This is a genomic window from Pandoraea anhela, assembly GCF_902459655.1.
Lineage (GTDB): Bacteria > Pseudomonadota > Gammaproteobacteria > Burkholderiales > Burkholderiaceae > Pandoraea > Pandoraea anhela.
The window spans coordinates 114440-134699 of record NZ_CABPSB010000008.1; the positions used below are offsets into that span (position 1 = coordinate 114440).

The 20260-nt window shown below is 63.9% G+C and carries 18 protein-coding genes; 10 read left to right on the plus strand and 8 right to left on the minus strand.

The genetic code is table 11. The annotated features are described in order from the left end of the window. Positions 1 to 10 precede the first annotated feature (10 nt). Positions 11 to 2131, minus strand: coding sequence for a putative bifunctional diguanylate cyclase/phosphodiesterase (locus PAN31108_RS13215; protein WP_150669317.1), 2121 nt, complete (start codon positions 2129 to 2131; stop codon positions 11 to 13). A 457-nt stretch (positions 2132 to 2588) separates the two neighbouring features. Here PAN31108_RS13215 and PAN31108_RS13220 point away from each other — a divergent pair, with 457 nt between their 5' ends. The 9 genes from PAN31108_RS13220 to PAN31108_RS13260 all read left to right on the plus strand — a co-directional run bounded on the left by PAN31108_RS13220 (position 2589) and on the right by PAN31108_RS13260 (position 12698). Then, positions 2589 to 4391 carry a mechanosensitive ion channel family protein gene (locus tag PAN31108_RS13220; protein WP_150669318.1) on the plus strand — a complete coding sequence of 601 codons (1803 nt, stop codon included), beginning with the start codon at positions 2589 to 2591 and terminating at the stop codon, positions 4389 to 4391. An 85-nt stretch (positions 4392 to 4476) separates the two neighbouring features. Then, the gene (locus tag PAN31108_RS13225; protein ID WP_246183941.1) at positions 4477 to 5931 is read left to right on the plus strand and encodes a DUF2252 domain-containing protein; all 1455 of its coding nucleotides are present in this window, start codon (positions 4477 to 4479) and stop codon (positions 5929 to 5931) included. Between the two features lie 96 nt (positions 5932 to 6027). Next, positions 6028 to 7566, plus strand: coding sequence for a GGDEF domain-containing protein (locus PAN31108_RS13230; RefSeq protein WP_150669320.1), 1539 nt, complete (start codon positions 6028 to 6030; stop codon positions 7564 to 7566). 375 nt (positions 7567 to 7941) lie between these two features. Further along, the gene (locus PAN31108_RS13235; protein ID WP_150669321.1) at positions 7942 to 8940 is read left to right on the plus strand and encodes a BON domain-containing protein; all 999 of its coding nucleotides are present in this window, start codon (positions 7942 to 7944) and stop codon (positions 8938 to 8940) included. Positions 8941 to 9237: 297 nt separating this feature from the next. Next, a complete protein-coding gene (locus tag PAN31108_RS13240) occupies positions 9238 to 9600 on the plus strand; it encodes a BON domain-containing protein (protein WP_174994973.1) in 363 nt (120 codons plus the stop codon). 255 nt (positions 9601 to 9855) lie between these two features. Beyond that, the gene (locus PAN31108_RS13245; RefSeq protein WP_150669323.1) at positions 9856 to 10296 is read left to right on the plus strand and encodes a PRC-barrel domain-containing protein; all 441 of its coding nucleotides are present in this window, start codon (positions 9856 to 9858) and stop codon (positions 10294 to 10296) included. 351 nt (positions 10297 to 10647) lie between these two features. Continuing rightward, complete coding sequence (locus PAN31108_RS13250; protein WP_150669324.1) at positions 10648 to 10803, plus strand: DUF3309 family protein; 156 nt, start codon at positions 10648 to 10650, stop codon at positions 10801 to 10803. Positions 10804 to 10825: 22 nt separating this feature from the next. Continuing rightward, positions 10826 to 11065 carry a ChaB family protein gene (locus PAN31108_RS13255; protein ID WP_150669325.1) on the plus strand — a complete coding sequence of 80 codons (240 nt, stop codon included), beginning with the start codon at positions 10826 to 10828 and terminating at the stop codon, positions 11063 to 11065. A gap of 418 nt (positions 11066 to 11483) precedes the next feature. Beyond that, positions 11484 to 12698, plus strand: a complete 1215-nt coding sequence (locus tag PAN31108_RS13260; RefSeq protein ID WP_150669326.1) for an MFS transporter — start codon at positions 11484 to 11486, stop codon at positions 12696 to 12698. Here the strand turns inward: PAN31108_RS13260 and PAN31108_RS13265 are convergent. The 7 genes from PAN31108_RS13265 to PAN31108_RS13295 form a co-directional block, all read right to left on the minus strand. Beyond that, a complete protein-coding gene (locus PAN31108_RS13265; RefSeq protein ID WP_150669327.1) occupies positions 12596 to 14035 on the minus strand; it encodes an MATE family efflux transporter in 1440 nt (479 codons plus the stop codon). The genes PAN31108_RS13260 and PAN31108_RS13265 overlap by 103 nt on opposite strands. A 289-nt stretch (positions 14036 to 14324) precedes the next feature. Next, complete coding sequence (locus PAN31108_RS13270; RefSeq protein ID WP_150669328.1) at positions 14325 to 14945, minus strand: DUF2239 family protein; 621 nt, start codon at positions 14943 to 14945, stop codon at positions 14325 to 14327. Between the two features lie 144 nt (positions 14946 to 15089). Beyond that, the gene (locus tag PAN31108_RS13275; RefSeq protein ID WP_150669329.1) at positions 15090 to 16385 is read right to left on the minus strand and encodes a type II toxin-antitoxin system HipA family toxin; all 1296 of its coding nucleotides are present in this window, start codon (positions 16383 to 16385) and stop codon (positions 15090 to 15092) included. 61 nt (positions 16386 to 16446) lie between these two features. Then, on the minus strand, positions 16447 to 16743 hold the full coding sequence (locus tag PAN31108_RS13280) for a helix-turn-helix transcriptional regulator (protein ID WP_150669330.1): 297 nt from the start codon (positions 16741 to 16743) through the stop codon (positions 16447 to 16449). Between the two features lie 115 nt (positions 16744 to 16858). Then, a complete protein-coding gene (gene arfB, locus PAN31108_RS13285; protein WP_150669331.1) occupies positions 16859 to 17275 on the minus strand; it encodes an alternative ribosome rescue aminoacyl-tRNA hydrolase ArfB in 417 nt (138 codons plus the stop codon). Between the two features lie 112 nt (positions 17276 to 17387). Then, a complete protein-coding gene (locus PAN31108_RS27010) occupies positions 17388 to 17996 on the minus strand; it encodes a hypothetical protein (protein ID WP_150669332.1) in 609 nt (202 codons plus the stop codon). 77 nt (positions 17997 to 18073) lie between these two features. Beyond that, positions 18074 to 18730: a DUF2092 domain-containing protein gene (locus PAN31108_RS13295; RefSeq protein WP_150669333.1), complete on the minus strand. Its 657-nt coding sequence runs from the start codon at positions 18728 to 18730 to the stop codon at positions 18074 to 18076. 832 nt (positions 18731 to 19562) lie between these two features. Between PAN31108_RS13295 and PAN31108_RS13300 the strand changes: the two genes are divergently transcribed. Beyond that, the gene (locus PAN31108_RS13300; RefSeq protein WP_150669334.1) at positions 19563 to 20183 is read left to right on the plus strand and encodes a hypothetical protein; all 621 of its coding nucleotides are present in this window, start codon (positions 19563 to 19565) and stop codon (positions 20181 to 20183) included. Positions 20184 to 20260 lie beyond the last annotated feature (77 nt).

Here is a 20260-nt window from a genome sequence, read left to right on the forward strand (position 1 = left end):
GCACCGTCGATTACGCCATTGCTGGTGTGCCGGGAATGCCGGGCAAGTTCGCGAGCAGGCGTGCGAATGCGTCGCTCGTCAGGGGCTTGCCCAGCAGGAAGCCTTGCAGTTCGTCGCAATCGAGGGTCTTGAGGGCTTCGCGTTGCGATGCCGTCTCGACACCTTCGGCCACCACATCCATGTCGAGCGAGTGCGCCAGTGCGATGATGGCAGAGACCACGGCGCTGCCCTCACGTCCGCAGGTGTCCAGACCGTTGGTGAAGAAACGGTCCATCTTGAGCTGCTTGACGCGAAAGCGCTGCAAGTACGCCAGACTCGAATACCCCGTGCCGAAATCGTCGATGGCGACCTCGAAGCCGTACTCCTGAAACGCGCGGATCACGTCGATCGTATGTTGCGCATCGGACATCGCCACCGTTTCGGTGATTTCGAACATCAGGCGTGTGCAGGCGATATCGGCGTCCCGCACGATCTCGACAATGTTCTCGACGAGCAGCGATTGCGCCATCTGACGCGGTGACAGATTGATCGCCACTTTGACCGGCGGCAGCCCGGCCGCATCCCATTCCTTGATGTGCCGGCAGGTCTCGCGCACGACCCAGTAGCCGATCTGCACGATCTGGCCGGTGCGCTCTGCCACCGGAATGAAATCCGCCGGCTGCAATTCGCCGAAGGTCGGGTGCGAAAGGCGTAGCAGCGCTTCCGCACCGGCCAGGGCCTCCGTATCGCCCCGGTATTTCGGCTGGAAGTGAAGCGAGAAGAACTGCTCGTTCTCGGCGTCGTGCAGCGCTTGCTGAATCTCCCACGTGCGCTGGGCGGCGGCATTCATGCGCGGCTCGAAGTACCGGAAGATTCCGCGGCCGGCGCGCTTGGCCTCGTACATGGCCGTGTCGGCATGCTTGAGCAGCAGGTCGATGCTGTCGCCGTCGTCCGGGAAGAGCGCCACGCCGATGCTGGGCATTACGTGCAGCGACTGGTTGCCGACCTTCAGGCCGTCGCGCATATCGTCGAGCAGCCGCTGCGCCACCCGGCCGGCGACTTCCGGCGAGGACAACGACCCCAGCAGCACCACGAACTCGTCGCCGCCCAGCCGGGCCACCACGTCGTCGCCGTTCACGTTCTTGCGCAGACGCTTGGCGAAGGCGCGCAGCACATCGTCGCCCACGTTGTGGCCGAGCGAATCGTTGATGGTCTTGAAGCCGTCCAGATCCATGAACAGAACGGCGAAACGGCGTTGATCGCGACGGGAGTTGATCAGCATGCGCGCGGCGGCGTCGTGCAGGGCGCGGCGGTTGGGCAGGTCGGTGAGCGCGTCGTACGTCGCCATGCGTGCAATCTGGGTGTTCAGTTGCAGAACGGACGTGGCGAGAAAACTGGTGCGGGCGTCCAGGCGGGAGACGATCAGGGTGGTGACCAGAATCAGGAAGGTGAAGAGGCTCACGGTCGTGACCAGCCACGACGAACTGACGCCATTGGCCGCCGTGCACACCGCGCCGGCGGCAAAGGTCGCCGCCGACATGCCCGTGTAATGCATGGCCGTGATGGCCAGTCCCATGACGCCGGCGGCGGCGACGCGCTTGCCCATCACGTAGCGCAGGCTGCCGTCGCGCAACGTGCGGGCGATCCAGAGCGCCGCCGTCGCTGCGGCAATCGCGATGACAATCGAGGCGGTGAAGCGTGTCGGATTGTAGCTGATGTCCGGATCCATCTTCATGGCCGCCATGCCGCAATAGTGCATGGTGGCGATGCCCAGTCCCAGCGTGAGGCCGGCGCAGCCGAGGCGCCACCGCGTGAAATGCTCGCTCGCCACGAGCCAGAGCGCGGCCCAGGAAATGACGATCGCAATCGCGAGCGACGCCGCCGTGATGGCCGGATCGTAACCGAGCGGTAACGTGGCGCTTGCGTCCATCGGCGACCACGAGGGCGACAGCGAGAGCGCGAGCATGCCGATGAAGTGCATCGACCAGATACCGATCCCCATTGCGGTCGCGCCCACGGCGAGCCATGCGTGACGCATGCCACGATGGGTCAGGAGATAGATGCGACCGGAAAGGTCGAGCGCCGTGAACGACGCCAGTACTGCCACGGCCAGCGATAACGCAACGAGCCAACCACTGTACGAACTGGACATAAGAAAACCGACCGAAAAGTCCCGCTTAACTGGTTATCGGCACATCGGGCCGATAGTTGAGGATTGCGGTGGAATATTTCCGAGAACTCCGGCATCGGCTGACGCGAATACGTCTTTCGTCCCTCGTCCCGAGGGGATCGACGGATATCGATGTCGATCCCGGTCGATCCGCGTCGATGCTCGACAGTGCCGATGCCATAGTGAATAATCCGTCCATACCCGCCCCGGCCAACGCCGCCGCAGCGTCTTCGGTGACTCACCGTCGGCGTCGTGTGGCGTCGTGCTTCGATGCGCCGGAGGCAACCCGTCGGGACTACGAAATCGGGCGCGATTCAGGAAGCTTTCAGAGACACGATAGGGGGCGAAATACAGCAGCCCTAGATTTTGCCTGATTTCCGTAGGATTTCCTCTCACTGAGTGCAATCTTGGTGACCAACTTGCCCGCAGGAGCCGTGATATGCGCATTCGCATGGGGCTGTTGCAAGTGCTGGTGGTAATTGGGATTGCCGCGTCGCCCGCATTTTGGGCGATCGCGGCGACGTCTGAAAGCGCGTCGTCCGGGGCTGGCGTCCCGATCGCCGCGGACGCAACGCCGACCTCTGGTGGCGGGTCCGCGCCGACCCTTGCGCGTGCGGCGAGTGCGGCGAGTGCGGCGAATGTCGCAACTGCGAACCCGCGTGCCGGCGACATGCATGATGGCGTTGAGCTGCGCTTCATGGATCGCCCGGTCGTGACGTTTCGCGCCGTGCTCGGCGGCGCTGCGCCCGAAGTGCGCTCGGCACGGGCCAGGGCGGTGCTCGACAGCCTGTCCGGACGCGCCTTCGATTCGCCGGTCGACGTGCTGCACGCATCCCTCGGCGGGGTCTCCGGCGTGGCGTTCCGCCTTCAGGACCGGATCCTTTTCGCGCTCACGGCCGACGATCTCGCGCCCGGCGACCCCCGCACGCTCGACGCCGTCGCCGCCGACGTTCAGAAAAACCTTCAGGTCGCTTTCGCCGCGCGCCGAGAGCAGCTGCATTGGCCGACGATCCTGCGCGGCATCGCCCTCAGCGCGCTCGGGGCCGTCGTCCTCGTGATACTGGTGATCACCGTGGGACGCGCCCGTACGCGTCTCGAAGCGTGGTTGCAGACCACGTTGGAGAAGCGGGTCCTGAAGCGCACGGCACGCACCTTCGACTGGACGGGATCGGCTTTCCACCTCGTCCATCAGATCGTACAGATCGGCGCCGTGTGCGTTGCCCTGGCCTTCGCCTATCTCTACCTGATCTTCATGCTGATGCAGTTTCCCGCCAGTCAGCCGATGGCGGGACGTATGTCCGATTTCCTCTGGTCGCTGGTCGACCAGTTCGGGATCGGCGTGGCGGGCGCCATCCCGGGCATCCTGACGGTCATCGTCATCTTCTTGCTGACGCGCGCGCTGCAAAGCCTCATCAACAACGTCTTCGACGCGGTACAAAGCGGACGCCTCTCCATTCCCGGCATGCACCCGGAGACCGCCGGCGCCACACGGCGAGTGGTCTCGGTCGTCGTCTGGGGGCTGGCCCTGACCTTCGCCTATCCGTACATGCCGGGGGCGCAGAGCGACGTCTTCAAGGGGCTATCGGTGCTGCTGGGTCTGATGGTGACGTTGGGGTCGAGCGGGATCGTCAACCAGTTGATGAGCGGGATGATCGTGATCTACAGCCGCTCGCTGAAGAAGGGCGATCTCGTGTCGATCGGCGACGCGACGGGTGTCGTGGTCGGCGTAGACGCGTTGTCCGTGAAGCTGATCAACATCGCCCAGGAGGAGTTGACGATTCCGAACGCGGTGGTGGTGGCGTCGACGGTGCGCAACTTTTCCGCCCAGGGCCGCGGGCGGGGCGTCGCCATCAGCACGACGCTGACCATCGGCTACGACACACCGTGGCGGCAGGTGCATGCGATGCTGATCGAAGCCGCCTCTGCGGTGCCGCAAGTCGCTGCGTACCCCGCGCCATATGTGCTGCAACGGGCGCTGTCCGATTTCTATGTCGAGTACGAGGTGTTCGCCACGCTGCGTGATCCCTCCACCCGATTCGCCGCGATCTCCGCCTTGCATGAGGGGATTCAGGACGTCTTCAACCGTTACGGCGTACAAATCATGTCGCCGCATTTCGAAGAGCAGCCGGCGTCGCCACTGACGATTCGTCCGGAACATTGGTATCCGGCGCCTGCGCAGCCACCGTCGCACGAGGCCGTACCGGCGTCCTCCGCGCCGGCATCCCAGTCGCCACAAGCATAAGGAGTGGATCATGCCCCTGAAGTCGTTGACGAAAAAGACAAGTTCGGCAGATTCCTCGGTCCGCGGCGCAGCCTCGGGGTCTGCAGTGACGGGCACGCCCACGCCCGCCGGGCAACCGACGGCCCCGGTCGGCCCGGTCGTGCCCTTTGAAGCCCGCGTTGCCGCGGGCCGCCGCCTGCGCGAGACGACCCCCCGCAGCAGTCATTCGCATCTCGGCAATACCGACCGGGATATCGTCGAGCTGCTTCGCACGAGTAGCGAGGGGCGGGTGGCGGCGCTCGTGCCGTTGCGCTATGGGCGCATGCTGGCGTCGCCGTTCGCGTTCTACCGGGGCAGCGCCATCGTTCAGGCGCACGATCTGGCGGGCACGCCGAACAGCGGCCTGACGATGCAGATTTGCGGCGACTGCCACCTCGCGAATTTCGGTGGTTTCGCGACACCCGAGCGCACCCTGATCTTCGATCTGAACGATTTCGACGAGACGGCGCCCGGGCCGTGGGAATGGGACCTGAAGCGGTTGTGCGCCAGTCTGGTGCTGGCGGCGCGGCAGTTCGGGTTCGGCGACACGTTGGGCGTGGAGATGGTCCGGGCGGCGGTCGATACTTACGCGCGACGTCTGGACCAATATGCCCACATGCCGACCATCGAGCTGTGGCACGAACAGATCACTTTCGAGCGCATGCTGGCGTTGGCCGGCACCGACCGGGTCAGGGAAGGGGTGAAGCGCGGCATCGCCCGCGCGTCGGGGCGTACGCATGAGAATGTGCTGCCCAAGTTTGCCCAGCAGGTGGGCGACCATTGGCAGATTCGCGATACGCCGCCGACGGTTTTTCACGTGCACGGCGCCACGACCCTGTTCGGGGCGCAGGACGACTGGCTCGGTCTGGGCGACTGGCGCACCCTGTTCGCTCCCGTTTATAAGAGTTACCTCGGCTCATTGTCCCCCGACCGCGCTCGTATGCTCGACAGCTATACGCAGCAGGATCTGGCATTCAAGGTGGTGGGGGTGGGAAGCGTCGGCACCCGGTGTCTGGTCCTGCTCATGATGGATACCCACGATCAGCCGCTGTTCCTGCAATTCAAGGAAGCGTCGAAGTCGGTCGTCTCGCGTTTTTTCAAGTACGCGACGCCAAAGCACGACGGGCGTCGTGTGGTCGAGGGGCAGCGCCTGATGCAGGCGGCTTCCGACGCCTTCCTCGGCTGGGGCTCCGGGCCGTTCGGTCGTGCGATCTATGGACGCCAGTTGCGCGACATGAAGATCTCGGCGCAGTTCGAACTGTTCCGTGCCGACGGCTTCCGGGAGTACGCGAGCCTGTGCGGCTGGGTGCTGGCGCGCGCGCATGCCAAGGCGGGCGGGTGCGCCGCCGAACTGGTCGGTTACGTCGGCAAGGGCATTCGGCTGGGCGAAGCGCTGATCCGTTACGCGACGGACTACGCCGATCAGGTCGAGCGCGATTACGAGGTGTTCCGCAAGGCTTGCCGCGACGGGCGGCTCGAGGCGCGCACCGATGCCGACATGGCTGCCGACTTCATGGCGTAGCGGTTTGTGGCATGACATCGGTCCATCGGTCGTGGCGCGAGCGGACGTGCCCCTGAGCCGAACCCATGGGAATCGAAGACAGGAGAGCGCATCAGGATGCCGATCCATCGGTGGCAGGCACGCTTGGCGGTTGCGGTAAGTATGGCGGTGCGCTGGGTGTCCCGCACGCCCACGCTGATCGTCTGGAGCGGTGTCGGGATTTCCGTGCTGGTCATGGTGGTCGCCGTGGCGTTGCTCTACGAGGGGCGCCTGCTGGTGCTCGCTCGCGCGGCGGATAACCAGCGCAACATCGCCGAGGTCATGGAGCGCGACCTCGAGCTCAATTTCCATGTGTACGAGATGTCGCTCGACGCGGTTGTGAAGCTGCTCGCGCGGCCCGATATCGAGGCGCTCACGCCCGCGTTGCGTCGCGAGTTGATCTTCGAGCGGGCCGGCGCGTCGCGCTATATCGGCTCGCTGGTGGTGCTCGATCCGCAAGGGAACATCGTCATCGACGCCGAAAGCGAGGTGCCGCGCCAATTCAACTTTTCGGACCGGGACTACTTCACGGTGCATCGCGACGACCCGGCCGTCGGGTTGTTCGTCAGCGGTTTCCTTCAGTCGAGGCTTCGGGCCAATGCCCCCACGATGGTGCTGAGCCGCCGGATTACGCGTGCGGACGGCTCGTTTGGCGGTGTGGTGTCGCTTGCCGTGGATACCGAGTATTTCCGGCATCTGTTCGATCACATCGAAGTCGGGCGCGACGGCGTGATTCTGCTGCTGGGCAAAGACGGCGCGATTCTCATGCGCAAGCCGTTCGACCCGGGCGTGATCGGCCTCACGATGGCGCAAACCGGACGCTACGAGGCGCTGCCGCCCGGGCGAGACGACCACAAGATTTACCCCATTCGCTTCCTTGGACGCGACAGCCTGATGTCGCGACGGTTTCTGAGCAACGTGCCGCTCACGTTGATCGTCGTGACGTCCAGCGACGAGACGCTCGCGCCGTGGCACCGGCGAGTGATCGAATTCGGCGGTCTGTTCCTGCTGCTCAATATCGGGTTCGTCGTCTCCTCGATGCTGCTGGCGGCGCAGTTGCGGCGGCGCTTGCGGGCCGAGCGCGAACTGAGCCTGCTCGCCCGGACCGACGGTCTGACGGGCCTCTCCAACCGCCGCTCGCTCGACAAGATCCTTGCGAACGAGTGGCGCCGCATGCGTCGTGCCGGACGCCCGATGGCGGTGGCGTTCATCGATATCGACTGGTTCAAGCGTTATAACGACACGCATGGGCATCAGGCGGGCGATGTTGCGCTGGCGGCGGTGGCAAGGGCGGTTGGGGCAGCGTTGCAACGGCCGTCCGATGCCGCAGGACGCTACGGCGGCGAGGAATTCATCGCAGTGCTGCCGGATACCGATGTGCTCGGCGCACAGCGGGTCGCCGAAGGGATTCGGCTGGCGGTCGATCGTCTGAATCTCGCGCACGCATCGAGCGACTTCGGCCATGTGACGGTGAGCGTGGGTGTCGCGTGCCGCACGCCGCAGGCCGGGCAGAGTGTCGACATGCTTGTCAAAGCGGCGGACGACGCGCTCTATCGCGCAAAGGCGACCGGACGCAATCGCGTCATCGTGGCGTCCGACGCAGACGAGATCGCCTAGCCAGGCGTCGCTTGCGCCCGGGCATGGGCCGCTGCGGCATGGCTCTGCGCTCACGCTGTCCGGCCGTCGGCTTCCATACGTAGGATTTGTCCGATTCGTCGGCGATGACGGGCGCGCTTTTCACGCACCCGACACCGTTTCTCCCCAACTTCCCCCGTTCCTGCAAGACCTTAGGAGGCGACGCCAAGTCGTTGATCTGTAGGTCTATTCTTTTTCTCTTGTGCCGTTTGCATTCGGGGGACGGCGTTTTGCCAGCGCCCGCCTACACGTCTTTCAGATTCCGCCGATTCGCCGAACGAGACCGTCTCTCTACAATCGATTGCAACAAGTCCGGTGCGAGTCTCGAAAGCACGGATTGCAGCCAAGGAGTTTGTCATGGCGAAGCATACGACGCACACGACGCATACGAAGCAGATACCTCATAGACCTCAGACGCCCCCGTCACCGAAGCTGTCTGCGATGCGTCCGGCGGACGATGACGAAGCGCAGGACGCGTCGCAGCGTGAGCAACATGCGCTCACGCACGAGGATGGAGACGCCGAGACGAGCGGCGCCGAGGGGCCTCTCGTGTCTGCGTCGCATGGCGCGGACGCCGCCGGCAAGGCCCAGACGCACGAGACCCGGCAGGCGGCGGAGCGCGAGGCGCAAGCGGCGCAGGCGCATGAGCAACGCGACCCGAAGTGGCTGGGTGCGTCGGCGCCGAAGGGTGGCAGGCAGTCGGCAGGCGGTTCGGGCGGTCACGGGTACGCGCCCGAGATCGCCCACGGTGAAGAGAGCGGTTACGGGCCTGCGGACGCCGCGCCGGGCGCGCATCCGAGGTTCGGTCGGCAAAGTGCTTACGGACCTCACGACGATTACGCGGGCACCGGCCGGGACGCCTCAGGCGACAACCCGCCGGCCAATAACCCCGCGAAGTCAAGGCGCGTCGACTGGCCGCAGGGCACGGTCGGTGCGAAGGAGGTCGCGCACGCCCCGGATGTCGAGGGCGACGCCGGTCAGGCAACAGGGAGCCGCAAGCGGGAACACGCGAGGAGTCATGCGAGCGCAGGCGCAGAAAGCCAGTCGCGAGAGACGGCAGACGCTTGGGTGCAAACCCGCTCGCGTGACTCGTCAAGGGCCGATACGGCGATTCACGACGACATCCGCAAAACGTTGTCCGATGCCATCGATCTCGATGTCGCGCACGTGGAGGTGACGGTGACCGCCGGGCGGGTTCTGCTCACGGGCTTTGTGCCGGAGCGATGGATGCAGCACGTGGTGCAGACCGAGGTGGCGAAGGTCCAGGGCGTGCTTGGCGTCGACAACCGCTTGCACGAGCGGCGGGTGAAAGCAATGAGCCGTCCCGGCGAAAGCCAGGAAGGCCACAAGATTTGATACCGGCCTTCTGGGCGGTCAGCGGTAAATCATACGTCGTCAATAAACGCAAATAAACGCGAACGAATGCGAATAAGCGCGAACGAATGCGAATAGACGCAAATGGACATTCGGCAGCTGCAATGCGAGACACGTATCGCAGAGGCCGGTCGCAAGGCAGGACCGGGCATCTCCGGGCGAGGGGATGTATCACCTAAGACTCGGTCGTCGTATGGGCGCCGCACGTGGAATGTGCAGAAGGTGACGCCCCGAGGCAGTCATGCCGGCGATGCGACGACTTATTTCGGGAGGTCAATAATGAAACAAGCCAATCTGCTCAAGCTCGTGATGGCGGGCGCACTCGCTACCACCGGTATTGCGGCCCATGCACTCGATCAGGGCGGGATTATCAAGATCGCCGATAACGCCGGCGCCAGTGGCGTCATGAGCGATACCGGTCGCAAGATCAGCGATTCGGCGCTGACCGCGAAGGTAAAGGCCGAGTTGCTCGCGAAGAAGGATGTGCCGTCGACCAAGGTCAAAGTGAAGACGATCAACGGTGTGGTGCACCTCACGGGTTCGGTGCCGCAGTCGGCGCAGAAGACCCTCGTCGAGGATACGGTCAAGGGCGTGGACGGCGTGGTCGAAGTCAAGAACGACATCCAGGTATCGGGCAAGTAACGATAGCCGGTAAGGGGTTCGATGGCTGAAGCGCCAGTATTTTTGCAGAACGCAGCGTCATCACGTCGGTGTCGGCGGTGCCACCGCACCGCACCGCAAGGCATCGCGTGATGGCGTGCCATGTCGCACATTCGAGACCGCACTCTCGCCATGTCGGCGGCGCGTGATCCGGCGTTATTCGACGTTATTTCGCTATCGTTGGATGGCATTCGAGGCACGCGCCCGCCGACTTCATCAGCGAAGGAGGAAGGAATCATGACAATGCAATCCGACCGGGGGCAAACGCCCCAAGCAGGTCAATCAGGCGCCCGTATCGTCGGCGCGTCGCACAAGCTGCCCGATGGCCCGGGCCCGTCGGTGATGGCTGCCGACACGCTCGACGCCGAGGACGTCGTGAACCCCGCAGGCGAGAGCCTCGGTAAGGTCAAACACATCATGCTCGACGTGCAGCGCGGCACTGTGGCGTATGCCGTGTTGTCGTTCGGCGGCTTTCTCGGGATGGGCGACAAACTGTTCGCCATTCCATGGCATGCGCTGCAACTCGATGTCGAGAACAAGCGGTTCATTCTGGACATCGACAAGGAAGCCCTCAAGAAAGCGCCGGGCTTCGACAAGGATCATTGGCCGAGTATGGCCGACATGCATTGGGCCGAGCAGGTGCATACGTATTACACCGTCGACCCCTATTGGCACTGAACCGGGCGGGCACGTGCGCATGCCGAGCCAAACCCGCCAGACGGTGTCCCGTGCCACCCGTGCCATAACGCTGGGGCCGCGCGTGTACGCCCATCTGCCCGAGCCGTTCGACCCGGGCAAGCCGCCGGGAACGCCGCCGCCGAAATCGCCGCCCGACGAGGGCGAGCCCACGCCGATGCCACCGCCCGACAGGCCGCTGGACCCGCCAGTGGAAGAGCCGCCCACGCGGCCTCCGGGGAAGTACGTCAGGCATCTGTGCCGTGGTCCGTGGGCCAGGGCAGGCGGTGTTAGCAGGCGGTGTCCGGGGACCTTCGTCGTCGGACACCGCCGGCGCGGCAAGGGAGGAAAGATATGCTTGGCACCATCTTGTTGATTGTTCTAATTTTGTTGTTAGTTGGCGCGTTACCCGCCTGGCCGCACAGTCGTGCATGGGGCTACTACCCGTCGGGGGGTATCGGGCTGATCGTCCTGATTGTGGTGTTGCTCGTGGTGATGGGGCATATCTGACCCCGCACAAGGAGAACCCGTCATGCCGTATCGACAGACTCATGAATTGCCGGCCAGTGTGAAAGACCATCTGCCGGCACACGCTCAGGAGATTTATCTCAAGGCATTCAATGCCGCCTGGGACGAATACAAAGATCCCGGCGAGCGGCGCGGTCACGAATCGCGCGAGGAGACGGCGCATAAGGTCGCATGGAGCGCCGTGAAACAAACGTACGAAAAGGATGACAAATCCGGTCGGTGGCATTCGAAGTCTCGTCACTGACCGGTGGTTCCGGGGTGCAGGCCGCGACATGGCCGACATGGCCGAGACGGCGACTGCACTGCGCTGACCCCCAATACGATTGTATTCGGTTCCCGCAACCGGAGTGCAACCGTAGCTTGCCGGCCCACCCACTGGGCCGGCTTTTTTTCGTGCGATGCACGCGTGTGCATGGTTGGCGGGGCGTCACGGCATAATGCCTTCGGGGAAATGTTGCGGTGCGGTGAAATACTTGTCGAATCGGTGCGAATCGATGCAAATTGCGCGCAATTGTGACGTTTTGATGATGTTGCATTGCGGCGGTGAGTCTGCATGAAGTCCGGGGTTAGCGTAGAATCGGCGTCTTTGAACGAGCGCGCGTGCCGCGCTGCCGTTCGGCAAACCTCGCCAGTGCCGCACTGGCCGTCATGATCGAATTCCCATGAGTACCCCCCAAATCCTCCCCGCCGAGGCGACCGAAGCGTTGCCGCCATCGTCCATTCCCGTCTGGCTGTCGTTCGTGGCCCTCGCCATGGGCGGCTTCGGTATCGGTACGGGCGAGTTCGTGATCATGGGCTTGTTGCCGGACGTCGCGAAAGGGTTGGACATCACTATTCCGCAGGCCGGTCACGCGATCAGCACGTACGCACTGGGCGTGGTGATCGGTGCGCCGGTGCTGGCGGTGCTCGGCGTGCGGTTGCCGCGTCGCGCATTCCTGATTGCGTTGATGGCAATGTTCGCGATCGGTAATTTCGCGAGCGCGATGGCCCCGAGCTACATCTCGCTGATCGTTCTGCGATTCCTGAGCGGCTTGCCGCACGGGACATACTTCGGCGTGGCGGCGCTGGTCGGCGCCTCGCTGGTGCCGCCGCATCGACGCGTGCATGCCGTCGGGCAGGTGATGCTGGGTCTCACGCTCGCGACGCTCTTCGGCGTGCCGTTGGCCGCCGGTCTGGGGCAGTGGCTGGGCTGGCGTGCGGCGTTCGTCATGGTCGGCGCCATTGGGGCGCTGACGGCCTTGCTCGTCTGGCGCTGGATTCCGGACGCCCCGGCCCCCCATGGGGCGAGCCCGCTGCGCGAGCTCGGTGCGTTGCGCAACGCGCAGGTGTGGCTCACGCTCGGCATCGGGGCGATCGGCTTCGGTGGCATGTTCGCCGTGTTCAGCTACATCAAGCCGACGCTGATGCAAGTCGCCGGCGTTCCGGAGACATGGGTGCCGTTTTATCTCGCGCTCTTTGGCGTGGGGATGGTGGGCGGCACGATTGTCGGGCCGAGGCTGGTCGCTGCCGCCTCGCTCATGCGCGCCATCGGCGGCACGCTGATCTGGTCGGCGCTGCTGCTGGTCGCCTTCACGTTCACGTCCACCAATCCGTGGCTGGCGGGCGTCAACGTGTTGGCCATCGGCACGATCATCATCATCGGCCCGGCGTTGCAGATCCGGTTGATGGATGTGGCCGGCGATGCGCAAACGCTCGCGGCGGCGCTCAACCATTCGGCGTTCAACATGGCCAACGCCGCCGGCGCATGGCTCGGCGGCGTGGCGATCACGGCCGGTTACGGCTGGACGTCGACCGGTTGGGTCGGCGCTTTGCTGTCCTGCGCGGGCATGGTCATGTTCGTCTGGGCCCGACACGATGCGCGGCGGAAGGCCCGGTAACACATTCCCTGCATCGCCAGCATGGCGATGAACGCGAGCGGATACGCCCACCAGATGCCGGTGAGTCCGGCGATCCGCTCGAACATCCACGCAGCCGGCACTTCGACGCCGAGCAGTCCGATCATGCCGAGCAGCGTCGGCACCCACACCTTGCGGCTCGCCCGCATCGCCCCGGTCATGATGGCCGTGGTGCCCATCACCAGCACGCTCCAGGCAACGATGTAGAGCAGGTGCGTTGCCAGCGACAGCACATCGGGATCGGTCAGGAAGCCGCGCAGGATCGTCGGCGCGACCAGATAGACCCCGATGACGAGGACGCCGGTCAGTCCGAGATTGCAAAGCAGGCCGGTGCGCACGATGGCGCCGACGCGTTCGCTGCGTCCCGCGCCGATGGCGTGTGCGCAGAGGATGGACGCGGTAATGCCCAACGTCATGACGGGAAGCTGCAACCAGCTCATCACTTGCGTGACCGCGCCGTATGCCGCCGTTGCGTTCGCGCCGTGACGGTTGACCATGCTGAGCAGCGCCATTTCCGCAATTGCCATCGTGAGCATCTGTATGGCTGTCGGGACCCCGATGTGCAGGATGCCGCGCGCGATCGCCGGATGCCAGCGCATGGCGCGCCAGAGGTCCTGATTGGGGGCGAGCGGATGTCCTTTGCGTCGCCAGTACATGGCCATCCAGAGCAGCGCGACGGTGAAAGCGATCAAAGTGGACGCCACGGCGCTACCTACGCCCAGCGCCGGGAAGGGGCCCCAGCCGTGAATGAACGCCGGTGTCAGGCCGAGCGAGAGCAGCGTGGCGATGAGCAGGGCGAGCAGTGGCGAGAGGGCGTCGCCCGTTCCCCGGCTCATCGAAGTCGTCAGCCAGAGCAGGAACACGATGGGCATGCCGATGAGCATGGCGCGGGCGTAATCCGTGGCGGCGTCGAACACGCGCTCCGGGGTGCCGAACGCGTGCATGAGCGGTGTGGCGAACCAGCCGCCGAGCACGCTGATGATCGCACCGGCGCCGAACATCATGATGAGTGCCGTGCCTGCGATGCGGCGCACGCGCACCAGATCTTTCGCCCCCCACGCCTGACCGATCATCACGGTCGCGCCGGCCGACAGGCCGATCACGATCGCGAGCAGAAAGAAGAACACGGGAAAAAAGGCGGAGACGGCTGCGATGGCGTCGGTGCCGATCAGATGACCGAGGTAGATGCCGTCGATCGTGCCGGCGAGCGACTGGAGCGCGTTGGTCAGCATCATCGGCACGGCGATCAGCAGCCATGTTTTCCAGAGCGGCCGGGGCGGCTGAAAGGGGGGCGTTGGTGGCGAGGTCGGTTGCGTCATGATTCCTTTCCTTGGGCGAGTTTGATGAACGTGATGAACAAAAACGACAGGCAAAGCGAGGCCCGTCCGGGACGGCGGTCCGCCCGGTGAGCAGTGAAATCAAGGGGTTAGCGAGGTGAGCGCAAGAACCGCCAGGCGTCGGAAGCCCGGCGCTTCAGGACATCCTGAAGCGCAGGTAGCGACGACGGTGTGGTTCTGCACCCGCCCGCGCCCCCCGCCCGGTAGGCCCGGGAGGGGTGGCGCGCCGGTCTTACACGTCGGTCTTACGCGTCGGTCTTACACGTCGGTCTTACGCGCCTGAGGCGGTCGCGTCGACCAGATCGTCGGTGGACGTGAGTTGCAACAGATGCATACGCACGTCTTCGGGCCACGCGGCGATGCGCGTCCGGAGCGCGTCGATATCGTTTGCGAAGAGGGCGCGAGAGGCTTCCTCGAATTGCGGCAAGTCGCCCGCCATCGTCGACATGAAGCTATACGCCCGCTCTTGCGCGCGGCGTTGCATGTCGCGCTCGACATTGGCGTGACGCGCTTCGTCGATGAGCTTGCGCAAGGCGACGGACGCGCCGCCGCGTTGTTCCGCGAGCCAGTCCCAATGACGCGGCAGCAGCGTGACCTCTCGCGCGACCACGCCTAGCTTGGGGCGACCCCGGCCCTTGGGCGTGTCGTCCGATTCGCTGGCCGTGTCCGGCACCGTTACTTGCGGTGCGGGATATCGTGCGCGGATGTCGGCGGCGCTACCGCGCACATCCACGTCGCGGGTGTCGCCCGTCAGATTGTCGAAGATGAGGACCGACGCATGGGGATCGGCGAGCATGGCCTGTTGGAAGGCGATGGCGGCATCGGCAAGCGAGCCCGCAGCGATGCGGCGCTTGTCGCGAAAGACGGTATAGCCCGGCGAGGAGTGTGTCACGGCAAACTCCGGTAGCGATAAGGTGATGTCGATACCGGCGAATATTACCCGGGTGTTATTTGAAATGCAATATCACCCGGGTAATATTTTTGAGGTCGTGGAGGTTCATGACGGTTTGCGAGGACGGGGGGATGGCGGTCGACGTCAGGCCGTCAGTGCAACGCCGCCGTTCAGACGTTCGAGCACGGTGGTTCGCACAGCGCCCGGGGCGTCGGTTAATCGTGCGGGCCAGTGGGCTTGGGCATCGCGCACCGTCTCGCGGGCGATGGTCATCAGCCGGCCGACACGCAACAGTCCCGCGCTCTTGAGCAGTGCTTCGAGCGCCGGCCAGTCGAAGGCGCGCAGCGTTTTGTCGATGGCGCGGTTCACGCCGTAGTGCGACGCGGGAACGTCCTGGAAAAACGCGGCGACGCATACCGGATCGTAGACGGGGGCCAGTTGCGGCGTCTGGCCATCGGGATAGATCAGCGCCCAGTTCTTGAGGTGGGCGTCCGTGTTGCCGAGCAGGATGAAGGCGATCAGACGTCGCAGGAACTCGCGCACATCGCGCACCGGTTGAGCGGAGAGCTGATCGAGCACGCGCAGCATCGTGGCGTAGTCGATGTCGAGTCCGCGCCCGTATTTGCTGCGCGGCGGGTATTGCAGCACTTGCGCAAACTCTTCCATATGCACGCGCCGCCCATCGGGCAGACGGTCGAATCGCGGCACCGCGAGAATGTGATCGAAGGGCACCTGCTCGGGCAGATCGGCATCGAGACGAGAGATGATCTCGGCCTTCGCGCAATCGAGATCGAGTGCCTCGCACAGCCGGTAACCGGTGAATTCGTTTTCGACGAGATCGGGGTGGCGCGTGGTCGGCAACTTGAGAATGACCGAGCCTGCCCGGCCCTGACGCTTCACGATATAGCGCCGCCCGTCGCGAATCGCAGAGAACTTGGTGACGACGCCGGGCAGCGATGCAGCGTCTTCCACCGGCGTATCGACGAAGCCCGGCTCGACCATTTCGAGGCCCAGCGCCGTATGCCAGCGATGCACGATATCCGGCACGCCTTCACGCGCCGGCACGGGTTCGACTTCGAGTGCGCCCATCAGGTCGTGTCCGGCTGCGGCGAGCAGCTCGAACTCGTCGTCGGGGCTGCAATGACGCTCGGCAGCGAGACGTTCGCGGTTGTGACCTTCCGGCAGAAGGTTTTCGAAGTAGACCGGCCAGCGACCGTCGGTGCGCACGAGGCGCACATCTTGCGGAGACGCCAGAATCTCGCGCGTGGCCGTCTCGTTGGCTCCGCGATAGGCGAGCGAAAGCACGGGCCGCCGGGCGTCGGCGATGTAGTCCTCGTCAAACGACATCCGGAGAATGTCGCCGTACTGCGAGAGATAGCCGATGGCGCGACGCGTTCCGTCAGGCTGATGCAGATAGGCGCGTAAGTACTTGATGTTCATGGCGAGAGTTCCTGTCGGTCGATGTGGGCGATGACGTCACGAGGCAGGCATGTCGGCGGGATCAGCCGCCGAGCGTCTCGACGATGGACGGCGGCGCGGACACCCCGCTCGGCTGGGCAAGGTACTTGCCTCCTGAGCGCAGGAACGCCTCCACTTCCTGGCGAAGGGCTGCGGGTACGAGCATGGGTTCAAGTCCGACGGCGCGGGCTATCTCGAGCACCGTCGACATACGCGGGTCGAGCGCACAGGCTTCCATTTTCTGCACGGTCATGCGGGACAGGCCGGCGCGGTCGGCCAGCTCGGCCTGCGTGAGGCCGGCGTCCTTGCGTGCAGCGATCAGCGATTCCATAAAGCTCATTTTCGTATGCTTCTATCAAAAAATGATGCTTTATATTAGCATTTTTCTCAGCGCAGGGCGACCAAAAAGCTAATTTTAATTAGCTTTCATTTGAAAATGATAATGATGGGTAGCTTTAGTCGTCGCGTCCCGCGTGGACTTTGCCCCGGGACGCTTTGACGCGCGAGCGAACCTGTTTGGCGTCTCTGCGGCGTACCTGGCTGGCGAGTGTGGGGCGGGTGGCGACGCGCCGCCGGGGCGCGACTGCGGCAGCATCGACCAAGGCTTGCAGGCGCGCCAGCGCATCGGCGCGGTTGAGTTCCTGCGAGCGATGTTGCTGGGCTTTGATGACGATCACGCCGTCCTGCGTAATGCGGTGATCGAGACGGGAGAGCAGGCGTGCCTTGACCTCGTCGGGCAGGGACGAGCGCATCACGTCGAAGCGAAGATGGATGGCGCTGGAGACCTTGTTGACGTTCTGCCCGCCCGCGCCTTGTGCACGCATGGCGGTCAGTTCGACGTCTTCGGGGGCAATGAGAATACGACGGTTCATGGACGCAAGGATAACGTTCCCGCGGCGGCGTTCACAAGCGGGGGCGAATGTGCGGGAGGGGACCGGCGCCGGATGGTGTCTCCGGCACCGGTCGAGCGCAGACGGCTTGATATCAGTGTGGCGCCGCCACGACAACGAACTGGACGGTGGTGCCGGAATATACCGGCTGATACCACGTCGAGCCGCAGTGCTGGTAGGCGACGTTGTTGACCACGGTACTGACGCAACTCGGCGGTAACGATGCCACCGTCGAGCCGATGATGGCCGCCGACACCCCGATGGTGACGGCTGCGGCAACCGGGTCATACCATCCGCCACCCCAGTAAGGCGGTGGGGGCGGAGGAGGCGGCGGCAAGGGCGGCGGTGGCGGCGGTGGCGGTGGTCCGGGCGGATGAGGGCCCGGACCCGGCGGTTGTCCGCCAGCATGAGGTTGCCCCCCGGCAGGCCCGCCTGACGCTCCGCCGGCATGCGGCGGGCCACCGGAGGGGCCGCCGGCGTTGGCGTGCATCGGCGCACCTCCGCGCGTCGCGCCACTCAGATTGCCTTGATGCGGTGCGCCACCGCCTTGAAATCCGCCCCCGTGCGGCACCCCGCCGCCATGAAAACCGCCCCCTCCGCCATGCAGGCTGGTACGTGCGCCGCCGTGAAAACCGAAGCCGTGACTGGCCGTCGACGTGAGAACAAGCGCCGTTGCTGCGGCCAGACAGGTGGCTCTGGCCATGGCGGCAACACCAGGCTTACGCGCCGGTTTAAGTGAGTGGGACTGCGCCGTCGTGGACGGACGAGAGGTCGTTTGCGTCATTTCCGGCCTCCCGCAGCAGGTTCACTTTGGGTTGTCGCCGACGGGGGGCGCATTTCGATGCGCTGCGCACCGGCCGGCACGGTATAGGTGAACGTTCCGGCCGGGAACGTCGGATTCACATTCCAGCGGTAATTCACCGAATGCCGGGGCCGCGACGGTTGCGACGTATCCGTGATGACGAATCGGCACGGCAGCGGCCGCGAACCGGCGCTGATCCACAATTCCCAATCGACGTCGGGTTGCTGATAAGCGTAATGGTTGCACCATTCGCCCCCTACGCGGTCGAGTCCGATAAACAGTGCCGAACGCAATTGCGCGACGTCATCGGGATCCATCCCCCAATAGAAGAGATCCGCGAGCGGCATGCCGACGCGGTACTTCTCATCGATATCGCGAATCAACTCGTCGATGGTCGGCGGGGCGCTTACCTGACTATAAAAGCGCTTGCCTTGCGATTGTTCGTAAAGCGTAAAAGTCTTGCCGTCATAGACGAAGCCGCGATTACGCGCCTGACCGCTTACCACGGCACGCACTTTATCGGGGCGCTGAACGGAAAGTTCGGTGCGATGCAAAAAACCGATGTTTTGTCCGGTACTCAACACGGCATCGGTCACCGTATCGGCATCGACATGAAAGCGCTTGAGCGAGAGCAATTATCGGCTCATTTTGGTCAGCGCGTCGACCGCCCCTTGCTGCATTTCCGGCATGCCCTGAACCGGCGGTGAACTGTCCGATCCGGGCGCTTGCGCCAGCACCGGTGCGGCAGTGAGCAGGGCGCCGGCCAGTACGGTCAGTACGATGTTGCGAGGTGGTTTTCGTCGGGATGTGCGTCGGGAAGACTGGAAAGGCACTGTGTGACCTCATTCGAATGGTGGAATTGAACGGGACGACAACGACGTGCAGGGTGCGGCGCCAGATGGCGCGAGCGCATGACGTTCAGGCGAAATCGGGCGAGGGGTTCGCTCTCGACATTCGTCTTTTCTCACGATAGGGACGCCGCCCAAACGCAATGCCGGTGCGGTCGCGGGCGCAATCCACGGAATCAGAATAGTGATTCGGATTGCAAACTGTCAAGCATCGACGGCATCATCCTAATGGATTAAGAATTACTCGAAATCCGTAAGTATTTTTGTAACAAGGTGTATCTCGGTTGCGCCTTGCAGTGAATTTTTCGCGAGGAGCGTGGTTGGAAAACATTGATCCTTATCAAATAGCAAGGCCCGTATTCCCAGTAAATGAGCGCATGTGTGGGGAATTTGGCGATCATGTATGGAAATCGAAAGTAATTTTAATTACGTAAATTGATTTAGATATTTGGTATGCAATTCCAAATGAACTTGCGGCTTTGAATTATTTTGTTACTATCCGCTTGAAACGTGCGGGTTTCTACGCGGTCGGGAAGTCCCGATGTTTTACTTTGGATAATTAACTAATTTGCGATCCCGGCTGCGGGAGTCGCATTCATCGATAACAAAAGGACTCACCATGAAGCTCACGAATGCCATGTTGCTGGCTGGTTTGCTGTCGTTGGGAACGGTGGTTCATGCACAGGATGCGGCGCGTCCGGCGCCGATCGTCGCGGGTGGCGTTGTCGAATATCGCACGACGCTGCTCGGCGTCGATACGAAGAATCGCAGCATCAAGGTTGCAGACGAACAAGGCAAACCGGTGACGTTTCTTGTCGGCCCGGATGTAAAGAACTTCGAGCAACTGCGCAAGGGCGACAAGATCATCGTCGCGTATGAGCGCTCCGTCGCCATTTCCGTGGCGCCGGGAGACGGCATTCGCAGCCGTGTCCTGACCGAAGGCGCAGATCGCGCCGCGCCGGGGCAGAAGCCCGCTGCGGACGCGGCCCGCAACCTGAAGGTGGTGGCCACGGTGCAACGCATCGACCGCAAGTCGAATATCGTGACGCTGCGAGGCCCGCAGCGCACCGTCGACGTCAATGTCGAAGACCCGAAACTGCTCGAAGGCGTGAAGGTCGGCGACTCCGTTACCGTGAACTACACGGAAGCGATCGCGATTGCCGTGACGCCGGATACGTCGGTCAAGAGCAGCTCGAAGCCCCGCGTGCCGCCGGTTCCGGCATCGGCGCCGAAGCCCTGATGTTTCGCCCGACGGCGGCGGCGCGCTGCCCGCTGTCGTCGTGACGGCATGACCGTCATATTCCGTCGTGTTGCCGG